Origin of the sequence: Chloracidobacterium sp., assembly GCA_016716305.1 — a bacterium.
In the GTDB taxonomy this organism is placed as follows: Bacteria; Acidobacteriota; Blastocatellia; order Pyrinomonadales; family Pyrinomonadaceae; genus OLB17.
The window spans coordinates 2,849,791-2,867,625 of the sequence record JADJWP010000002.1 but is presented as its reverse complement, the minus strand read 5'-3'; the positions used below and the strand labels follow the sequence as shown (position 1 = coordinate 2,867,625).

The following is a 17,835-nucleotide window of genomic DNA, read 5'->3' as shown; positions in this document are numbered from 1 at the left end:
TCAACCTAAATTTCCACAACATCTTTCCATCTTTCATATTGGTCCACTAGACTTGAGTCTTATATGTCAAGGGCAAGAGAGTTTTCCGTGACGGAATCAGACCTTCGTAGCCTGTGTCCTTGTTGGAAAACTTAATCTTCCAAAACTTCCAGATAATGCCGCTCCGGCACGGAATAGCCTCGTTGGGATCGATAACGACGGAAAACCTTACGAACTTCGGATCAAGTAGCTTGTACTGAGCGTCGACGTCATCTTCGGGCAGTTGGACATAGCAGCAAATTTCTCCGTCCGATAGGCAAAGACCGTGGATATTGATTCCTAGATTGCGCGCAATTCCCAACTCGTAGCACTCCCTCGCCCTCGCGTGATTTTCGTCGGGCAATGGGACGCGAATAATAACGCTTCGACCATCAAGCAAGACATCTTCGGCAAATACCCATTTCAATTTTGGCGGATGCCCGTTCTCGCTCAGAAATCTTCTGAACAGTGCCTCCGCCTCGTCAAACGATGTTTCGGGCAGGACTCCAACGCTTGATCTAGAACGCACAAGAAAGTCTGCACACGCATTCTTGATCTCAGCGAAAAGCTGGGCATCCCCGCGGTAGTAGTAGTCTGTTGTACCCGTCTTAGCAAAATGATCCCGGGCAGAGATCATCTCATCGATGTCCCACCATGCCGAAAGTTCACTGTGCCCGTCGGTGGCCCGTAGGATCCGGTAAATTTCGTGCGAACCTTGGATCGGATCTGTTTTCGAACTCAAAATACCCTCTGCGACAGTCCTGGCATATCGCATAAGGTAGAGATAGGGGTCGATCTCATTCCAGCCATTCTCCCGAAACACCCGCCCGACCATGTTGTCGATTTCCGATGGCGAATCGGCTGCCGTCATTGAAGCAAGCATTCGAAGACTCGAACTATCAAAGCCAGCCTCGAGACACTTGACGGCCCAATCGTAAGCAGGCTCATTGGCGAAATGCCTTTCTGCCAGCAACTGGGCCGTCCTTTCGTCGATTTCAACGCTCACCGTAACCTGATTAACTCCATTGACGACGTGCTTGGTCTGTCGATGAGTGACTCTAATCGATCCGCTCGAAGATCCCGGCCGCTCCCATGCCGCCGCCGACGCACATTGTGACCATGCCGTAGCGGGCATTGCGGCGTTTCATTTCCTGCAGGATCGTCGCAGTCAGTTTCGCACCTGTACAGCCGAGCGGGTGGCCGAGAGCGACGGCACCGCCGTTGACGTTGACCTTTGACGGATCCATTTCCAGCACCTTCATTACCGACAATCCTTGTGCGGCAAATGCTTCGTTTAGTTCGATAACGTCGATCTGATCGAGGGTAAGTCCCGCGAGTTTCAGCGCTTTCGGAATCGCATAGACCGGGCCGATCCCCATCTCTTCGGGCAGGCATCCGGCGGTGGCGAATGAAACGAAGCGAGCCATCGGAGTCAGGCCGAGTTCCTTTGTTTTGTCAGCGGACATCACGACAGCCGCGGCCGCGCCGTCTGACATCTGCGACGAGTTGCCGGCGGTGACTGTTCCTTTCGCATGAAAGACGGCTCGTAACTTCGCAAGGCCTTCGAGCGATGTATCGGCACGCGGGCCTTCGTCCGTTTCAAACACGACTTCCTTTCGGCGCACGCGGCCTTTTTCGTCGAATTCATCGACGCTGATCGTCATCGGCACGATCTCGTCGCGGAACTTGCCTTCCTTGATCGCGGCAAGAGCTTTCTGGTGCGAATTGTAAGAGAATTCGTCCGCCTGCTCGCGGGTTATCTCGTATTTCTTGGCGAGGTTCTCGGCGGTCAGTCCCATATTCAGGTAATAGTCGGGATAGCTGTCGGCGAGATGCGGGTTCGGGCGAAACGTGTTCCCGCCCATCGGGATCGCCGTCATCGATTCGAGCCCGCCGGCAACGATCACATCGGCGCCGCCCGTCGCGATGCGGTCAGCCGCAAGCGCGATAGTCTGCAAGCCCGACGAGCAATAACGGTTGACCGTCATCGCAGACGTTTCGACCGGAAGCCCGGCCAATATTGCCGAGGTCCGTGCGACGTTCATTCCCTGCGAAGCCTCCGGAAATGCGCAGCCCATTATCACGTCCTCGATCAGCGATGCATCCACGCCTGCCCGAGCCACCGCATCTTTGATAGCGGCCGCGCCCATTTCATCCGAACGCGTGTTCTTCAACGTGCCCTTCGGCGCCTTTCCCACAGCCGTCCGCACGGCCGATACGATAACTGCTTCTTTCATAATTTTTCCTTATCTAGTCCAAAGCTTTTCCGCCATCAACGGCAATATCGAGGTCAGTGATCCGCGTGACTCCGTAACGTTAAAACCGTCCGCCACACACTCAAATGTTGAATCGTGGAAGGAGAAAACGTAGTGATGGCGACGCCAATACGTTTCCGGTTTATGATACGGGTGAGCAGAATTCAATCTTTCAAGCTGTCGTATCCAGGAAGAATCAAGTACCTCGAACGCGCCGTAAGGCGTCAGACCTCGTTTTGCCAAAGGATGTCCACTAAAGGCTTCGTCATTTGGCCAACCAAACATGTAGTGATAGCAAATTTCGATTTCAAGAATCGCCACGGGTTCGTCCGACGCCTCGTCTACTATCCGCACGGAACTTCCATCCCAGCCTTCAGGGGTGTCCTGAATGTAGTAGGCCAAAACAACTTTTCCTTCGTCGCTCAAGACAACGGGCATAGGGGCACCGACCGAAGATTGCGGTACGTTTTCGAGATTGAGTACTTTATCTTTTCTATCTACTTGATACATTCTCGATCTTTTTCAACACGCGGTTCACGTCCAACATCCTCGCCGTTCCCTCGCCGCCGCTTGTGGCCCCAGAGGCGAACCAAGCCCACTCGGCATGTGAGAGCCAATATTTCCGAACGGCTTCTTCAGTATGCCCCAGAGCATCGCCCCACGATTCGTAGAATGCGGCTTTCTGGATCAGAAGATCGCCGTATGGATCCGGCTTGCTCGTCGCTTCAAGCATTACCGGTTCCGCCTCTTCAAATCGCCCTTCGTCCACCAGTAAACGCCAGTCCGTCATATCGCGACCTCAACTTCGACGACCTCCACGGAACGCAAAACGACTGGATCGATCTCAACCAAAAACCCACGTTTGCCGCCGTTGATATAGATTCGCTTAATATCGAATATGGTTCGCTCGGCGTAAACCGGCATCTTCGTTTTCGTCCCGAATGGTGATGTTCCGCCGACCAGATAACCGGTCAATTTCGTTGCCTTTTTCGGCGTTACGGACTCGACGGATTTGACCCCGAGAAACCGTGCAAGATTCTTTGTCGAGACCTCGCGATCGCCGTGCATCAGCACGATCAGCGGTTTCCTCTCGTTCGTTTCAAATACCAGCGTCTTCACCACCGCGTGGACATCCACACCCAGCTGCCTCGCCGATTCCCTCGCCCCGCCTTTCTCTACGTAATCGTATAGGTGGGGAACAAACTCGACCTTCTTCTCGCGAAGAAACCGAATCGCTGGTGTTATCGGGTGATCGTTCGACATTGCCTATAGCGAAAACACGACGCAACGTGATCGTTCGCCATCCCAGTCGCCTGCATGAACGCGTACATTATCGTCGAGCCGACGAAATTGAATCCGCGTTTCTTTAAGTCCTTTGCGAGGGCGTCTGAGATCTCGGTTTTTGCGGGGATGTCACCCAGCACCTTCCGCTTACCGTCGATGGGCTTTCCGCCAACGAACGACCAGATGTGGACGTCGAACGAGCCGAACTCCTTCTGCACTTTAAGAAAGGCCTTCGCGTTTGAAATTGCTGATGCGATCTTCAGTCGGTTGCGGATGATGCCCGGATTCTCGAGCAGCTTCGCCTGCTTTGCCTCGGAATACCTTGCGACCTTCGCCGGGTCGAAGTTATCGAACGCTTTCCGATAGTTCTCACGCTTGGCAAGTATCGTATCCCAGCTTAATCCGGCCTGTGCACCCTCAAGGATCAGAAATTCAAAGAGCAAACGATCATCGTGCACCGGCACGCCCCATTCGGTGTCGTGATAATGGATAGCAAGCTCGTTCTTTGCCCAATCGCACCGCTTCATTTGGTTATCCTTGCCATTTTAACAAAGCACCTATTCGGATCGTCGGTCGTCTTGGGTTCGCCTGTGATCTTTACCTATCAGCCAGATTGACGAAATTGCGGCCGTTATCGCGAACCCTTATGTCTTTTTTTCTTGAAACCGGGTTCAATTTTCTCGAAGTTGTGCACGGACGTTCCCTGAACATTATCCGCCGAAATGTTCTTTTCGCCACCTGGGGTTCCGGTCAGTTTGAGCCCGCATTTTACCGGCCCACAACCGTTATTCAAGTAAAAGACGCGGCACTTGTCGCTTTGGAAACCGCTCATCTCGACCGTCTCCTTCTCATATTGCGGACAGCAAGCCTTTGAAAATTCCACCGGCTCGCCGACTGTGTCGCACGACGACGCAACGAGCGTCAGTGTCGCACTATAAGAAACGAAATCGTTTTCATAGATTGCCCTCGCGTTTTTTTGCGATGTAGATCGTCTTTTCGATCCGGGCACAGACATCGCCTGACCTATCCTTCAATTCAAGCTCGTAGATCCGGTCGATCGATCTTGCGTCCTCAGCGAGGCGTTTGATCTCGTCCACTTCGTCTTCGCTCAATGTAAGATCGACATACAGCGTTTCCTTTCCGGGCTTTCGAAATCTGATGGTCGCGGCCTTATCCCAAACAGTGTAACCTCGGCCGAGGATCTTTATCAGCATCAGCATGTAGATCGGATCGACCGCTCCGTAGATACTTCCGCCAAAGATGGTGCCGACGTAGTTTCGAGTTCGCCAGTTCAGCGGCAATTTTACCCGGACCTCTTTCCAATCGTCAGCAATGTATGTTACCCGCCCACCGGTGCCGCGATATGCAGGGAAAAGGTTGAATCCCCACCTGAACCGTTTGCTTTCGAAACTCTCCGGCATCTTCTGAAACGGCTACTTCGGAAAACCGTCAGCCTCCATCACACGTTTTGCCTGACGGATGTGCCGCTTTGAATGTTCGATCAACACAGTGAACGCATCGTCGAGTTTGTATGTGAAAACCGCGAGGAAGGGTGACGTGACGACTGTCTTTTGCCGATCCGCCTCTGCACAAGCCTCAACCTTGCCGTTTACCTCGGCAATATGGTCGATGAAGCGATTCACGATGTCGCCTTCTATTTCGCTTGGCGGAACTATCGATTTAGACGGGGCCTTTGCTTTTTTCGAATCGACCAAGACGGCATTCACCAGAAACCGACCGCCCCATCCTGTGAACGGTGACCAATTTTCCCAAAACGAGTTTTTTCTGTTTCCGGAAGCGAGACGGTCAAACTCGGGGTAAAACGATAAGTTGGTCTTGATTATGTGGTCTAGGCATTGGGCGACGCTCCAGCTGTTTTCAGCTGGTTTCCAGTTAAGTTGCTCGCCCGAAAGCGAACCGAACGACTCTCTAGCGTCTTCGGCGACGCGCCGCATTTCCTTTGTGATGAAGTTTATTCGATCGTCCATTTTTCGCCTCCTGCTATTCAAACGCGAAAAACTCACCCTGCTTGTACGCTTAATTTCTTAACGGCTTTCCTGTCTTCAACATCGCAGCAATTCGTTCCTGTGTCTTTCGTTCACCGCAAAGTGACACAAATGCTTCGCGTTCAAGATCAAGCAGATATTGTTCGCTTACGAAGGCAGTGTGATTGATATTACCGCCGCTCATGATGTGTGCAAGCCTTTTGCCGATCAATTCGTCATGCTCCGAGATAAATCCGCCTCGCTTCATCATATGCAGTGCAAGCTTCATCGCGGCCTCGGCCGATTCGCCCATCACCATAATGTCGGTACGCGGAATCGGAGCAACGAAGCCGGCAGAATCGAGACAAAGCACTTCCTGTTTGGCATCTGCGATCAAGCGGTCGCCGTTCATCGATATCGAATCGATATCCCTGAAAAATCCCCAGGCCTTGCCCTCCTGGGCCGACGTTGCGACCTTGCCCATGCCGATCATTTCGAATGTTTTCTTCAAAAACGTCAGCGGATCGGCGTCGGGTGTTCTCGCCGCAGCGTCCATCGAACGCATCGTCATTTCCTTGGTGCCGCCGCCGGCCGGGATTACCCCGACACCGACCTCGACAAGGCCGATATATGTTTCTGCCGCCGCCCGCACACGGTTTCCGTGGATAGCTATCTCGCATCCGCCGCCCAATGTGAGGCCGTACGGCGCGGTCACGACCGGTTTCGACGAATATCGCAGCCGCATTATCGCCTGCTGAAGCGCATGGACCATCATGTTGATGTCGTCCCACTCTTCTTCCTGAGCGGCTAGCAGGAGCATCATGATGTTCGCACCGGCCGAGAAATTACCGCCTTGATTACCGACGACAAGGCCTTTGAAATTCTTTTCGACCTCATCGATGGCAAAGTTGAGCATCGAGACCGTGTCGCCGCCGATCGAATTCATCTTAGAATGAAACTCAAGACATGCGACGCCGTCGCCGAGATCTACGAGCGACGCACCCGGGTTCGATTTGATAACGCCCGTCCGCTCCTTCACCGACCTTAGAACAATGACCCCAGGTCGAGCCGGTATCTCTTTGTACCCACCAGCAACGAGATCGAAATACCACGCGACCCCGTTCTCATTCTTATAGAACGTCTCGGCTCCCGTATCGAGCATTCTTTCGACGTTCGCGGGCACAGCCTGGCCTTCGGCCCTCATCCGCTCGACCGATTTCCTCAGGCCGATCGCGTCCCAGGCCTCAAAGACCCCGATCTCCCATCCAAATCCCCATTTTATCGCGTTGTCGATCTCGACGATCGTGTCTGCGATCTCTGGAATTCGGTTTGCCGCATAGCGTGATATTCGTGAAGTCGTTTTCCAAAGGAATTCTCCGACACGGTCTTCTCCCCAAACGAGCTTCTTCACTCGCTGAGCCCTGTCGTCGATCGCCTTCGCCGCATCGAGCGAAGGAAATTTCGTCTTGACCTGAGGCTTGTATTCAAAGGTCGTCAGATCGAGCTCAAGTATCTGGCGTTTTCCTTCGGCGTCGGTCGATTTCTTGAAAAATCCGCCCTTGGTCTTGTCGCCTAGCAGGTTTTTGTCGAGCAGCGTCTGGATCAACTCAGGCAGCCTAAAGACGTCACGGTCTTCATCATCCGGAACTGCAGGATACAGATTATTGGTGACGTGGGCAGTCACATCGAGGCCAACGAGGTCTGACGTCCTGAAGGTCGCCGATGATGCATGCCCGATCGCTTTGCCGGTCATCTGGTCGACCTCGGTCGGCGTAAAACCCATTGCGATCATCTCGTGAATCGTCGCCATCATCCCGAAAACACCGATCCGGTTAGCGATAAAGTTTGGCCTGTCCTTTGCCGGCACGACACCTTTGCCCAATCGCTGGTCGAGAAAACCTGAAACCGCACAGGCGATCTCGCCGCTCGTCTTTGTGCCCGGGATCACCTCGACCAGTTTCATGTAACGGGGCGGGTTGAAAAAATGTACGCCTACAAAATGCTGTTTGAAATCGTCTGAAAATGGTTCGGCGATCGAATCGATCGGAATACCGCTCGTATTCGAGGCGATCACGGCACCGGGCTTTCTGAATTTATCGACCTCGGCAAAAAGCTTGTGCTTTATTTCGAGGTTTTCGACGACTGCCTCGATCACAAGATCACAATCTTTCAGTTTCGCCATGTCATCGGCAAAATTCCCTGTTTTGATCAGCTTTGCGTTGTCGCCGAGCATGAACGGCGCCGGTTTGAGTTTCTTTGAAGCCTCAAATAGCGAGTTCACGATACGGTTACGCACCACTGGCGATTCGAGGGTCAAACCCTTTTTCTCTTCATCGGCAGTCAGTTCGCGCGGTGCGATGTCCAATAACAAGGTCTGTATGCCGGCATTCGCCAAATGCGCTGCAATGCCTGCGCCCATGGTGCCGGCTCCTAAGACTGCGGCTTTTCCGATATTCATATCTTCTCCGGATCGATCTGTTGTGTTGAAAGTCCAGTTAGTATAACTGAATGAACATTCATTCAGCAAGCTGATTTCGTATTCCCGATACGAAAAAAGTTGACAATTTCAAACGTCCGCATTCATAATCGTCGCGTCACCAACAAATAAAGGCTGATCAGATCTTTCGTCCGTATTTCGTTGTAACGGAACGCGTTCATTATCGGTCAGCTTCAATAATGATCCTGGAGAAATATCAATGAGAAAGGTTTCTTGTTTCGTATTGCTGTCCCTGATCTTCTGTATCTCAGCCGCCGCGCAATCGACTGCTGCAAACGGAGCCACATCGGCCGACGATGCCAAACCAAAAACACCAGTCTTTCGTCCGACAAAAGCACAGATCACCCAGGTGCAGGAAATGCTTAAGTCAAAAGGTGTTTACAACGGCTCGGCGACCGGCAAATATGATACCGCCACACGAGCCGCCATTCGCATCTATCAGAAAGACAATGGTCTCAAGTCGACCGGTACGTTGAATCGGGCGACGCTTGAGAAAATGGGCGTCGAACTGACCGACTCGCAAAAGCAGATACCGATCTCGCCGAATTCATATGCGTCAAACGAGACCTCTGAAGCAAAGACCGTGAAAACCGCGGCAACAACCAGCAAGCCGAAGAAAGTCATCTTCAGTGCCACAAAGGGCCAGATCACCGAAGCACAGGAGAAGTTGATTTCGGGTGGAATGCTTAGCGGCGAAGCGACCGGAAAACTCGACCCGGCAACTCGTGCCGGTTTGAAGAAATATCAAGAAATGAATTCGCTAAAGGTGACCGGTACGCTAAATCAGGCAACCCTGGAAAAAATGGGGATCGAACTGACAGAAAAACAGAAAGAGAACGCAACGTCGCAGAACTGAACGTTGAAAAATCGCTCTTTTATCCAGGTGCGGCAGACTGTTGTTCCCGTCTGCCGCTTCATGTTTGATTTAGGATTTCGATCGGTGCAATTCAATATGAAAGCAATTACATTGGTGTTGGCTGTTATTCTTGCTATGGCATCGGTCGCACTCGCTCAGTCGCAGAAAGAGGCTGAACAGATCGAGGTCTCGGTTTTGGCGGTAATGATGAACCAGGCCGCGGCATGGAACCGAGGCGACATCGAGGGCTTCATGGCCGGTTACTGGCGATCCGATGCCCTGGTGTTCGTCTCAGGGGACAAGGTCACACGCGGATGGCAGGCCACGCTGAGCAATTACAAGAGCAGTTACAACACCGCCGCGAAAATGGGCAAACTGGCGTTCACTGATATCGAGGTGGCGCCCCTATCAAAGGATTCTGCGGTCGTTCTCGGCAGTTGGGCACTCACGCGTGACGCCGATAATCCAAAGGGTAAGTTTACGCTGATCTTTCGCCGGCTGAAAGAGGGATGGCGGATCATCCACGATCACACAAGCTGAGATTGGAATTTGAGCCGAATGAATCGCCCGCGGAGCCGCCGCTTCGCAAATGGCCCATGTTGTGATCCTGAATTTTTCATTGCCGCGACGGTTGTTTGGAACTTTTCATTTCTGCCATCGTTTTCGTCCTTGAGATGAAAAGAGTATTTCTTGCTGCGTCTTTCTTCCTTGTCATTTCAGTTCCGACGTTTGGCCAGATTGAGCCTTCGTCAACGAGGGTCATATCTGCCGACCCGTCAGCCGGATTTTTCTACCCGTACTATCTTTTCGTGCCAAAAACGGCGGCACCTGCGGGATCGCAGAAAGTTGAAAAGCCGATCCTGGTCTCGACCAATAATACCGGAACAACGAACGACGATCTTTCGGTTCATGAAGCAAATGTAAAACGAAGGATCGCACAAATGGCGCTGGCTTTCGGCAAGCTTGGCGTGCCGATACTCATGCCCGTGTTTCCGCGTTCGAGCTCCGAATGGACGATCTACACACATGCGCTCGACCGCGATACCCTGATCACCGACAAAAAAGAACTAAAACGGCTCGATCTGCAGTTGGCCGCGATGATCGACGACGCTCGAAAACGCCTTGCCGAAGAAAAGATGCCGACCGACCGGCGCGTACTGATCTATGGTTTTTCTGCCGCGGGTATGTTCGCAAATCGATTCGCATTCCTTCATCCAGAACGTGTAAAGGCAGCTGCGATCGGTTCACCGGGCGGCTGGCCGATCATTCCGAAAGGCGAACATAAGAGCCGGATGCTGCGATTTCCGATCGGAACTGCCGATCTCGAAACGGTGGCCGGCAGAAAGCTTAACATCGATCAGTTAAGAAAGGTGCGGTTCTTGATATTCATGGGTGACAAAGACGAAAATGATTCAGTGGTTTTCAAAGATGGATATGAGCCCGAGGACACAGATCTGATCTTTGAGCTTTTCGGCAAGACGCCGCTCGAGCGTTGGGCAACAGCAAAAAGGTCTTATGCCGACGCAGAGCTTTCGGCTGAATTCAGGCTATATGCCAATATTGGCCACACAATGACACCCGCTATCATCGGCGATGTTGCGGCGTTTCTCGATTCAGCGATGCAATGATGTCGAGCACGATTTGAAGGAAGCCTCGGATTGGTCTATATTCCAAGGATCTCACATCAATTTCCGAGGTCTTAAATGAAAAAACTCGCCGTTTTACTTTCGATCGCTCTATTTGCAGTTGCCGGCTATTCTCAGCCTTACTCGATCCAACAATATTTGAGCGTCAAATCTGCCGGTTCACCGGCCTTTGCGCCTGACGGGAAGGCGATGGCCTATTTGACCAACGTGACCGGCACGTCGCAGGTCTGGGTCAAGAAACTGCCGAATGGCGAGACAAAGCAGCTTACGAATTACGACGACAACATCAGTTTTGTCCGCTGGCTCGAGGACGGGACCGGGCTCATTTTCGGCAAGGCCCGCGGCGGTGACGAGAATACACAATTCTTCTGGATGAAGCCGGACGGCAGTGGTGTCCGCGCATTGACGAACGACCCAAAGGTACGACACAACTTCGGCTTTGTTTCCAGAGACGGAAAATGGATCGTTTATGCCTCAAACAAACGCAACCGCAGCTATTTCGATATCTATGCAATGGAGATCGCGACCGCGAAAGAAGAACTTCAGTACCAGCAGGACGGCAATAATAGTGCCGTTGCGGCAAATGCTGACGGCACAAAACTGATCATTTCGAGGTCGGGCGGCGAGCTCAGTCTCGACAACAATCTTTATTTGGTCGACGTTCGGTCGAAGATCGAGATCTTGCTGACGCCGCACGAAAATTCGGCCCAATTCGGCGATGCCGGTTTCCTTCCCGACGGCAAATCGCTTCTGTTCGCGCATAACGATAATCGCGAATTCTATAGCCTGGCGAATTTGCGGCTTAGGAACGCGGCGAATGCTAACGATTGGAGACCGGACAATCGCGAGGTCAGAATTCTCGACGACACACAGTGGGATGTCAGCGACGTAGCATTGCCGGATGCGGCAGCTCGGTTTGCATATGTGATCAACCGCGAAGGTTTTTCTGAAGTCTTTATTCAAGACATCGAAACGGGCGGAAAGCCGCTGATCACGACATTCCCGAAAAAGCCGACAAAGGTCGCTCTCCCGGCGCAGGGTCTTGTCGGCGGGGTCACATTCTCGAAAGACCAGACCAAACTCGCATTTTCATTCAGTTCGTCGAAGAACAACGGTGATATATGGCTTTATGACATCGGCACAAAGAAACTCGCGCAGATAACCCAAAGCGACCGTGCCGGGATCGATCCGAGAACATTCGTAACGCCGGAGCTTGTTAAATTCACCACGTTTGACGGGAAGGAGATCCCGGCATGGTATTACCCGCCGCAGGGCGTGGAGTATCTCAAGATGCGAAACCAGCCGAAGCGCACGTTCGCTTTCTCCAAAAATCTTGGAACACGGCTGCAGGCGGTAAAGGTCCCCGTCATAGTCTCCGTCCACGGCGGGCCAGAAGGTCAATCGCGTCCGGGATTCAATCCGTTGTTCCAATATTACCTTTCTCGCGGTTACGCCGTACTAGACCCGAATGTCCGCGGCTCGACCGGTTACGGTAAGACCTACACACACCTCGACGACGTCGAGAAGCGCGAAGATTCGGTGAAAGATCTTGCCGCCGCACATGAATGGCTGGTCACTAAGGGTGGAGCTGATCCGAAACGCATCGCCGTTATGGGCGGAAGCTACGGTGGCTATATGACGATGGCCGCGATCACTCTATATCCAGACCTTTGGGCTGCGGCCGTGAATACGGTGGGCATTGTAAATTGGGAAACGTTCTTGCAGAACACTTCCGGCTATCGCCGCCGCCAACGCGAGGTCGAATACGGCAGGCTTGATCGCGATATCGAGTTCTTACGCCGCGTTTCACCTATCCGCAAGATCGACAAGATCAAGGCACCGCTTTTCGTCATCCACGGTAAGAACGATCCGCGAGTTCCCTACACCGAGGCCGAGCAGGTCGTTGATGCTCTCAAGAAACGCAACGCGATCGTCGAATACAAGCTATACGACGACGAAGGCCACGGCATATCAAAACTGAAAAACCGGCTCGATCTTTATCCGCTCGTTGCCGATTTTCTCGACAAATACATGAAATGATCAGGCTGTATGGCCTCGATATAACGAGTAAAGGCAGTTCAACGACCGTTTTCAGTCGTTCACCTGCGATATTGATATTTCCTTGTGGGTTGCGTTGGATTCGCGTGCGCCGTCAAGAACTTTTTGGATCGTTACGCCGTCAGCAAATGTCGCGGCGTGTTCGATACTGTGATTTCCGGTCATGATCGCTTCGACGATCTTCGGTGCGAACGCCATGAACCCGCTCGGGAATCCGGATTCAAATATCCCGTCAATGCTTGGCGGATACTCGACCTCGACTGCGGACCATTCGCTTTCTCCGCGTTTCGCAACAAAAATATCTCCACGATGCCCGACCCGCATCCAGCCGTCGCTACCGACAAACTCGATCTGATTCAGATATGTCGGCCCTTCGATCATCGAAACTGAGACAAGCCCGGTCGCATCTTCCGTCAGATCGCCATCAGCGAACCGCAGCAGCATATTCGCTTCGTCATCGGTGGTGACGTCTTTGAAGCCCTCACCGAACGGCCTTTGTTTGACGTGCGTATGCAACTGGCAGATCACACTGGAAATTTCTGTGCCGAGAAACCATATGAGTGAATCGATCACGTGAGAATTGATCGCACCCAAGGCTCCTCCGCCGAAGGTAATGTCTGACCACCAATCCCACGGCTGCGTCGGGTCGCCGCGGTGCGGTGCCTGAAACAGATATTTCGCATGCTTGACCTTACCGATCGCCCCTTTCTTAAGCATTCCCTTCGCCTTCAGCCTCCCAGGCAGGAATCGCAGTTCGTGGTCGATCAGCGCCAGCACACCTGCTTTGGTTGCAGCGGCTGCCATCTCCTCTGCCTCCGCGAGGTTCATCGCCATCGGCTTTTCGGCGAGAATGTGCTTGTCACACCCGAGAGCAAACAAGGCCATTTCCTTATGCAGGTTCGGCGGAGTGGTGATGCAAACCAGATCCACCGCATCGTGTTCGACCGTTTCGCGCCAGTCGTCGGTGTAATGCGCGATGCCAAACTCTGCGGCCGTCGCGCGGGCATTTGCGATCGTGCGGCTTGAGACCGATACGATATCGGCATTCTCGCACGCCAGAAACGCCGGGATCTGTACTCTCCTCGCAAACCCGGCACCGATAATCCCAATACCTACTTTCTCTTTCATTATGAGAATTAAGACATATCCGTTGGTCAAAAACAAAAATCGCCGGTTTTAAGCCGACGATCCGGGTTTCGAATTGTGGAGCATGGGTCAATTACCGCCAAGCTCGAGGCTGGGTTCCGCAGCCTTCTTTCGTTTACTGCCGTAGCGTAGAAAATGGTCGTAAGCCTCGCGATCTGCATTGCTGATATCGACGATTTCGGCACCGATCAAAAATCTTTCGCTCGAAAGATGCAGCCCGACACGCTCATAACGCCGCCCGATGATCGTCATTTTGACCTTTCCGCCCGGCAGATCGATCTCGGCGTTGAGCCTGCGATCCTGGCCAACAAGATAATTTTCGCGAACGCGGATCGACGAGACAACGAAGCCGATCCCTGATCGGCTAAGGTCAAACGTCTCTCCAGTTATGTAGATCGAGTCGCTCGAGGAACGAAGCTTACCGGTTGTGAGTGTCGGTGCAAAGACGATTTTGATCGGAGCATTGTGCTTTCTTCGGGCGGAATGCGACCTTTCTGCGAAAATCCCGGTGATTTTTCCGATTAGCTCTCTGATCATCGTTTCTTGCTCGGTTACATGATGATTAACGCCGTAATGCAGGTCACTTCAGTGGCTGCCCTTTTTTGTCCGCGGACGTGACACGCGGTGTTCCGTCCGAGAGTTTAAGTAGATACGAAATCCGGCCGGTCTTGCCGTAAACCGCGGGTGTCGCTGTCGCCTGATAGGTCCGGCCTTCGTTCCCAAGTTCGACGGCATAGACATAGCCCGTCGACTCGCTCGTCTCGATGTCGGCAGGCAGGAACCCGACGCCTATGAGCGTTTTGATATCGCCGTAGCGGCCGTGATTTTGCAGCGAATGTGCCATCTGGGCCTTCGCGATACGCTCGAGCATTTTTCGGGCTTCTTCCTGATGCGTATCGATCTTGAGCGCATAGAAGTAGTTCTTCCCTTCCCGCTTTATCTTTTTCTCGGTTTCCGCGTCGACGCTGAGGATTATCCAGTGATCGCCCGAACGCTTTAGCTCGAGTTGTTGAAGTTCCAGCTTTTCGTCGTCCGCACTCGGCAACTTTGCTGTTACTGTTGCGTTGTCGCCCGAGACTATTTCACCGTTTATTTCGATCTCGGCCGGAATCAGCTTTGCGATCGCTTCGAAATCAACGGCAAATTCTTTCAGCTCTTCGTCCGTGAGGCCTTCGATAGCAGGTTTCAAATTGGTCAGATGGATCGCTTCCCTGATCCGCTTCTCGCGAAGCTTGGCGTAAAATACCCGAACCGTATCGGCCGGAGAATTCGGGAGGATCTCGATCGTCGCACCTCTTGGCGACATCGCTACCGGCTGGCTTGCAACCTTCTTCTGCGCTTCAGCGAGCGCGGCTTTTTCGATCTCAGCTTCTGACGCCGCGACCGAACAGCTCAGAGCCATTAGGCTCGAGACACCGATCGACACAACAAGGAAAAAGGGCTTCATCAACTTTGGATACATCAAGTATTGACTCCGAGGGTAATGATCAATTCGCCGAACGATATTTGGCAGAATGCCCTTTAGGTGCCAAGGGCAAAGTTTGCCTCCGGAAACGGCGTGCTGGAAGCAAAAAAGGGAAAAAGACACGCCGTTGGGATTATAGCGTGTCTTTTATAAAAAGGTAAAACAAAATTTCAAAAGGTGTAAATTTTGTTTAATCCGACGGTAACGCCGTTTCCTCGTCTTTTTTGCCGAAGATCAGGTCGCGACCAGCAAGATACAAGAAGCCGGCAAGCACTGCAAATGGCAACAGCCCGAGAAGGTCGGCCCATGGGCCGTCATAGAATGGATTGTTTGCCTTGGCCCATTCGCTCAACGTTTCGACGAATCCGCCAAAATATACCGCAGAGAGAGCAATAAGAATGCCTGCCAATGCACCGCCCGCAATATAGCCCGACGCAAGCAAAACGCCTGAGCTCTTGTCGGTTTCAGCGATAAACTCCTCTTCCGTCAGATCTTTATCGCGGAATTTTCGCTTGAGATATTTATCCACGCCCCATCGGACCAGCCCGCCGAAGAAGATCGGCGACGATGCGGAGATCGGCAGATAAAGCCCGACAGCGAACGCCAGCGACGACACGCCGCAGAGTTCAAGAGTGACTGAGATCATTACGCCGAGCAGGACGAGCGCCCACGGCAGCTGTTGGCTCAATATACCCTTGATGATATAGCTCATCAGTGTCGCCTTCGGCGCCCGGTATTTTTCGACCTGCTGATAGACGGGATTTCCGTCCGCATCAATGCCGGTTTGTGCTTCTTTGATAACACCGTTTATGCCCGGATCTACGAGGTATGCGGGTTTGCCCTGCATGTTTATCAGATACTTTCCGGCCGGCCCGAGGTTCGCGTCGGTGTTATGCCAAACGCGGTAATTTGCTTTGTCCTTTTCGCCAAAATACCCGCCGACGGTCTCTGACCTGAAATTGCTGCCTTCACGGACAAGGTCTTGTTCCGATACCCGAAAATCCGCCGCGAATGCTGTTGGTTCGACAGTCTGGTAGACCGAAGACGAGTCGTTGAGCTGGATAAGGATCGGCCCAAGCAGGAGGGCCGAAGCGAGAGCGCCGATAAGTATAGCCGACTGTTGTTTCCACGGAGTTCCGCCGACCCAAAAACCCGTTTTCAGGTCCTGAGAGGTCGTGCCGCCATTCGAAGCGGCGATGCAAACGATGCCGCCAACGCTGAGCGCTGTAACGAAATAGGGGTCGGCCGCCGTCCAGCCGAGCAGCAAAAATGCCAGCGAAGTAAAGAGAAGCGTTGCGACCGTCATCCCCGATATCGGGTTCGACGAAGAGCCGATCTCACCCGTCAGCCTTGACGATACCGTCACGAACAGGAAACCGAGAATTATGATCAATATTGCCCCAAGAATGTTCATCTTGAGAGCGGGCAGGAATGTTATCACCACGATAAGGGCCAGAATGCCGCCGATCACCCATTTCAATGAGATATCCTGCTCGGTTCGCGGGATCGCAGTGGTATTCTTCTCTCCGTTCTTGCCGTTTTCCCGCTTCGCCTGCATATCGGCAATGCCGCCGCGAATGCCGTGCCAGATCGTAGGCAGCGACCGCACCAGGCTGATGATGCCGCCTGCTGTCACGGCTCCCGCACCGATGTAAAGAATGTACTCGCTCTGTATGCTTCCGGCGCCTTCGATCGGCATGTCCTTGATCAGCGTTCGTGCCGGTGCGAGCGGAGCAGCGAGGGCATCGCCGAAGAATCTGATCATCGGGATCAGAACAAGATAGGCAAGGGCACCCCCGGCAAACATGATGCCGGCGATCCGCGGGCCAATAATGTACCCGACACCGAGCAAGGCCGGATTGTTCTCGAGCGAAACGCTGCCGCCCTTGAACGGTTCGTTGAACTCCTTGGTCGGGTATTCGCGCCAGCCGCTAAAGACCTTCATCACGATGTTGTAGAGAAAGCCGATACCGAAGCCGGCGGCAATTATCAGACCACCATTCGTGTCTGCCGCCTCGCCCTTTTTTGCGATCTCGGAATGCGCTTTCGATTCATCTGAAGCGCTTGCTATCAGCACCTGCGCACAAGCCGTGCCTTCCGGGTATTTCAGCAGGCCATGCTGGTCGCGGATAAGCGCACGCCGCAGAGGTATCATCATCAAAATGCCGAGCAGCCCGCCGAGAACTGCGACCATCGTCACCCGCCATACTTCGAGGTCAAACCCGAGTATCAATATCGCCGGCATTGTCACGCCGAGACCGAAAGCGATCGATTCGCCTGCAGATCCCGTCGTCTGAACAATGTTGTGCTCAAGGATGGTTGCATCACGAGCACCGAGTTTCGATAGTATCCGGAAAAGCGTGATCGAGATCACCGCGACCGGTATCGAAGCCGAGACCGTAAGCCCGACCTTGAGCACCAGATACAACGAGGAGGCGCCGAAGACGATCCCAAGCAGTACGCCGACGATCAGCGGCCCGGGCGAGAACTCGCGGAGGTTCGTAACCGAATCGGGAATATATGGCTTAAAATTCTCGAGAAATGGGTTCTTCATAAGGGTTCACGGTTTTGAACTTTTTCCCCGCAACTATACGCCCCATTCTCAATTATCTGCAAATCGGCTAA

17 protein-coding genes are annotated in these 17,835 nt (G+C 53.0%); 4 read left to right on the top strand and 13 right to left on the bottom strand.

The annotated features are described in order from the left end of the window. Window positions 1-46 precede the first annotated feature (46 nt). The 9 genes from IPM28_15040 to IPM28_15000 all read right to left on the bottom strand — a co-directional run bounded on the left by IPM28_15040 (window position 47) and on the right by IPM28_15000 (window position 8,000). Window positions 47-1,024, bottom strand: a complete 978-nt coding sequence (locus IPM28_15040) for a hypothetical protein (protein ID MBK9174298.1) — start codon at window positions 1,022-1,024, stop codon at window positions 47-49. A gap of 52 nt (window positions 1,025-1,076) precedes the next feature. Continuing rightward, window positions 1,077-2,255, bottom strand: coding sequence for a thiolase family protein (locus tag IPM28_15035; protein MBK9174297.1), 1,179 nt, complete (start codon window positions 2,253-2,255; stop codon window positions 1,077-1,079). A 9-nt stretch (window positions 2,256-2,264) separates the two neighbouring features. Beyond that, window positions 2,265-2,783, bottom strand: coding sequence for a hypothetical protein (locus tag IPM28_15030; GenBank protein ID MBK9174296.1), 519 nt, complete (start codon window positions 2,781-2,783; stop codon window positions 2,265-2,267). Continuing rightward, window positions 2,767-3,063 carry a hypothetical protein gene (locus IPM28_15025; GenBank protein ID MBK9174295.1) on the bottom strand — a complete coding sequence of 99 codons (297 nt, stop codon included), beginning with the start codon at window positions 3,061-3,063 and terminating at the stop codon, window positions 2,767-2,769. Before IPM28_15025 ends, IPM28_15030 begins: the two co-directional genes overlap by 17 nt. After that, a complete protein-coding gene (ybaK, locus tag IPM28_15020; GenBank protein MBK9174294.1) occupies window positions 3,060-3,536 on the bottom strand; it encodes a Cys-tRNA(Pro) deacylase in 477 nt (158 codons plus the stop codon). The genes IPM28_15025 and ybaK overlap by 4 nt, the downstream gene beginning before the upstream one ends. Next, a complete protein-coding gene (locus tag IPM28_15015; GenBank protein MBK9174293.1) occupies window positions 3,515-4,084 on the bottom strand; it encodes a DNA-3-methyladenine glycosylase I in 570 nt (189 codons plus the stop codon). Before IPM28_15015 ends, ybaK begins: the two co-directional genes overlap by 22 nt. A 426-nt stretch (window positions 4,085-4,510) precedes the next feature. Beyond that, window positions 4,511-4,978 (bottom strand): DUF4442 domain-containing protein, encoded by a 468-nt coding sequence (locus tag IPM28_15010; GenBank protein ID MBK9174292.1) that lies wholly within the window; start codon window positions 4,976-4,978, stop codon window positions 4,511-4,513. Between the two features lie 12 nt (window positions 4,979-4,990). Further along, complete coding sequence (locus IPM28_15005) at window positions 4,991-5,545, bottom strand: DinB family protein (GenBank protein ID MBK9174291.1); 555 nt, start codon at window positions 5,543-5,545, stop codon at window positions 4,991-4,993. Window positions 5,546-5,594: 49 nt separating this feature from the next. Then, on the bottom strand, window positions 5,595-8,000 hold the full coding sequence (locus IPM28_15000) for an enoyl-CoA hydratase/isomerase family protein (GenBank protein MBK9174290.1): 2,406 nt from the start codon (window positions 7,998-8,000) through the stop codon (window positions 5,595-5,597). 238 nt (window positions 8,001-8,238) lie between these two features. Here IPM28_15000 and IPM28_14995 point away from each other — a divergent pair, with 238 nt between their 5' ends. The 4 genes from IPM28_14995 (at window position 8,239) to IPM28_14980 (ending at window position 12,581) form a co-directional block, all read left to right on the top strand. Beyond that, complete coding sequence (locus IPM28_14995; GenBank protein ID MBK9174289.1) at window positions 8,239-8,895, top strand: peptidoglycan-binding protein; 657 nt, start codon at window positions 8,239-8,241, stop codon at window positions 8,893-8,895. 105 nt (window positions 8,896-9,000) lie between these two features. Further along, window positions 9,001-9,435, top strand: coding sequence for a DUF4440 domain-containing protein (locus tag IPM28_14990; GenBank protein MBK9174288.1), 435 nt, complete (start codon window positions 9,001-9,003; stop codon window positions 9,433-9,435). 134 nt (window positions 9,436-9,569) lie between these two features. After that, window positions 9,570-10,523 carry a hypothetical protein gene (locus IPM28_14985; GenBank protein ID MBK9174287.1) on the top strand — a complete coding sequence of 318 codons (954 nt, stop codon included), beginning with the start codon at window positions 9,570-9,572 and terminating at the stop codon, window positions 10,521-10,523. 75 nt (window positions 10,524-10,598) lie between these two features. After that, on the top strand, window positions 10,599-12,581 hold the full coding sequence (locus IPM28_14980) for a S9 family peptidase (protein ID MBK9174286.1): 1,983 nt from the start codon (window positions 10,599-10,601) through the stop codon (window positions 12,579-12,581). Window positions 12,582-12,632: 51 nt separating this feature from the next. Here the strand turns inward: IPM28_14980 and IPM28_14975 are convergent, their stop codons facing one another. The 4 genes from IPM28_14975 to IPM28_14960 form a co-directional block, all read right to left on the bottom strand. Continuing rightward, window positions 12,633-13,727 carry a Gfo/Idh/MocA family oxidoreductase gene (locus IPM28_14975; protein MBK9174285.1) on the bottom strand — a complete coding sequence of 365 codons (1,095 nt, stop codon included), beginning with the start codon at window positions 13,725-13,727 and terminating at the stop codon, window positions 12,633-12,635. 87 nt (window positions 13,728-13,814) lie between these two features. Continuing rightward, window positions 13,815-14,282, bottom strand: a complete 468-nt coding sequence (locus tag IPM28_14970) for a hypothetical protein (GenBank protein MBK9174284.1) — start codon at window positions 14,280-14,282, stop codon at window positions 13,815-13,817. A 43-nt stretch (window positions 14,283-14,325) separates the two neighbouring features. Continuing rightward, the gene (locus tag IPM28_14965) at window positions 14,326-15,207 is read right to left on the bottom strand and encodes a hypothetical protein (GenBank protein MBK9174283.1); all 882 of its coding nucleotides are present in this window, start codon (window positions 15,205-15,207) and stop codon (window positions 14,326-14,328) included. Between the two features lie 193 nt (window positions 15,208-15,400). Next, complete coding sequence (locus IPM28_14960) at window positions 15,401-17,764, bottom strand: oligopeptide transporter, OPT family (protein ID MBK9174282.1); 2,364 nt, start codon at window positions 17,762-17,764, stop codon at window positions 15,401-15,403. Window positions 17,765-17,835: the final 71 nt, after the last annotated feature.

What these genes read in the sequence shown, in the direction of transcription:
- IPM28_15035 (MBK9174297.1), bottom strand. Translation starts at nt 2,255, where the DNA reads ATGAAAGAAGCAGTTATCGTATCGGCCGTGCGGACGGCTGTGGGAAAG.
- IPM28_15030 (MBK9174296.1), bottom strand. Translation starts at nt 2,783, where the DNA reads ATGTATCAAGTAGATAGAAAAGATAAAGTACTCAATCTCGAAAACGTA.
- IPM28_15025 (MBK9174295.1), bottom strand. Translation starts at nt 3,063, where the DNA reads ATGACGGACTGGCGTTTACTGGTGGACGAAGGGCGATTTGAAGAGGCG.
- ybaK (MBK9174294.1), bottom strand. Translation starts at nt 3,536, where the DNA reads ATGTCGAACGATCACCCGATAACACCAGCGATTCGGTTTCTTCGCGAG.
- IPM28_15015 (MBK9174293.1), bottom strand. Translation starts at nt 4,084, where the DNA reads ATGAAGCGGTGCGATTGGGCAAAGAACGAGCTTGCTATCCATTATCAC.
- IPM28_15010 (MBK9174292.1), bottom strand. Translation starts at nt 4,978, where the DNA reads ATGCCGGAGAGTTTCGAAAGCAAACGGTTCAGGTGGGGATTCAACCTT.
- IPM28_15005 (MBK9174291.1), bottom strand. Translation starts at nt 5,545, where the DNA reads ATGGACGATCGAATAAACTTCATCACAAAGGAAATGCGGCGCGTCGCC.
- IPM28_15000 (MBK9174290.1), bottom strand. Translation starts at nt 8,000, where the DNA reads ATGAATATCGGAAAAGCCGCAGTCTTAGGAGCCGGCACCATGGGCGCA.
- IPM28_14995 (MBK9174289.1), top strand. Translation starts at nt 8,239, where the DNA reads ATGAGAAAGGTTTCTTGTTTCGTATTGCTGTCCCTGATCTTCTGTATC.
- IPM28_14985 (MBK9174287.1), top strand. Translation starts at nt 9,570, where the DNA reads ATGAAAAGAGTATTTCTTGCTGCGTCTTTCTTCCTTGTCATTTCAGTT.
- IPM28_14980 (MBK9174286.1), top strand. Translation starts at nt 10,599, where the DNA reads ATGAAAAAACTCGCCGTTTTACTTTCGATCGCTCTATTTGCAGTTGCC.
- IPM28_14975 (MBK9174285.1), bottom strand. Translation starts at nt 13,727, where the DNA reads ATGAAAGAGAAAGTAGGTATTGGGATTATCGGTGCCGGGTTTGCGAGG.
- IPM28_14970 (MBK9174284.1), bottom strand. Translation starts at nt 14,282, where the DNA reads ATGATCAGAGAGCTAATCGGAAAAATCACCGGGATTTTCGCAGAAAGG.
- IPM28_14965 (MBK9174283.1), bottom strand. Translation starts at nt 15,207, where the DNA reads ATGTATCCAAAGTTGATGAAGCCCTTTTTCCTTGTTGTGTCGATCGGT.
- IPM28_14960 (MBK9174282.1), bottom strand. Translation starts at nt 17,764, where the DNA reads ATGAAGAACCCATTTCTCGAGAATTTTAAGCCATATATTCCCGATTCG.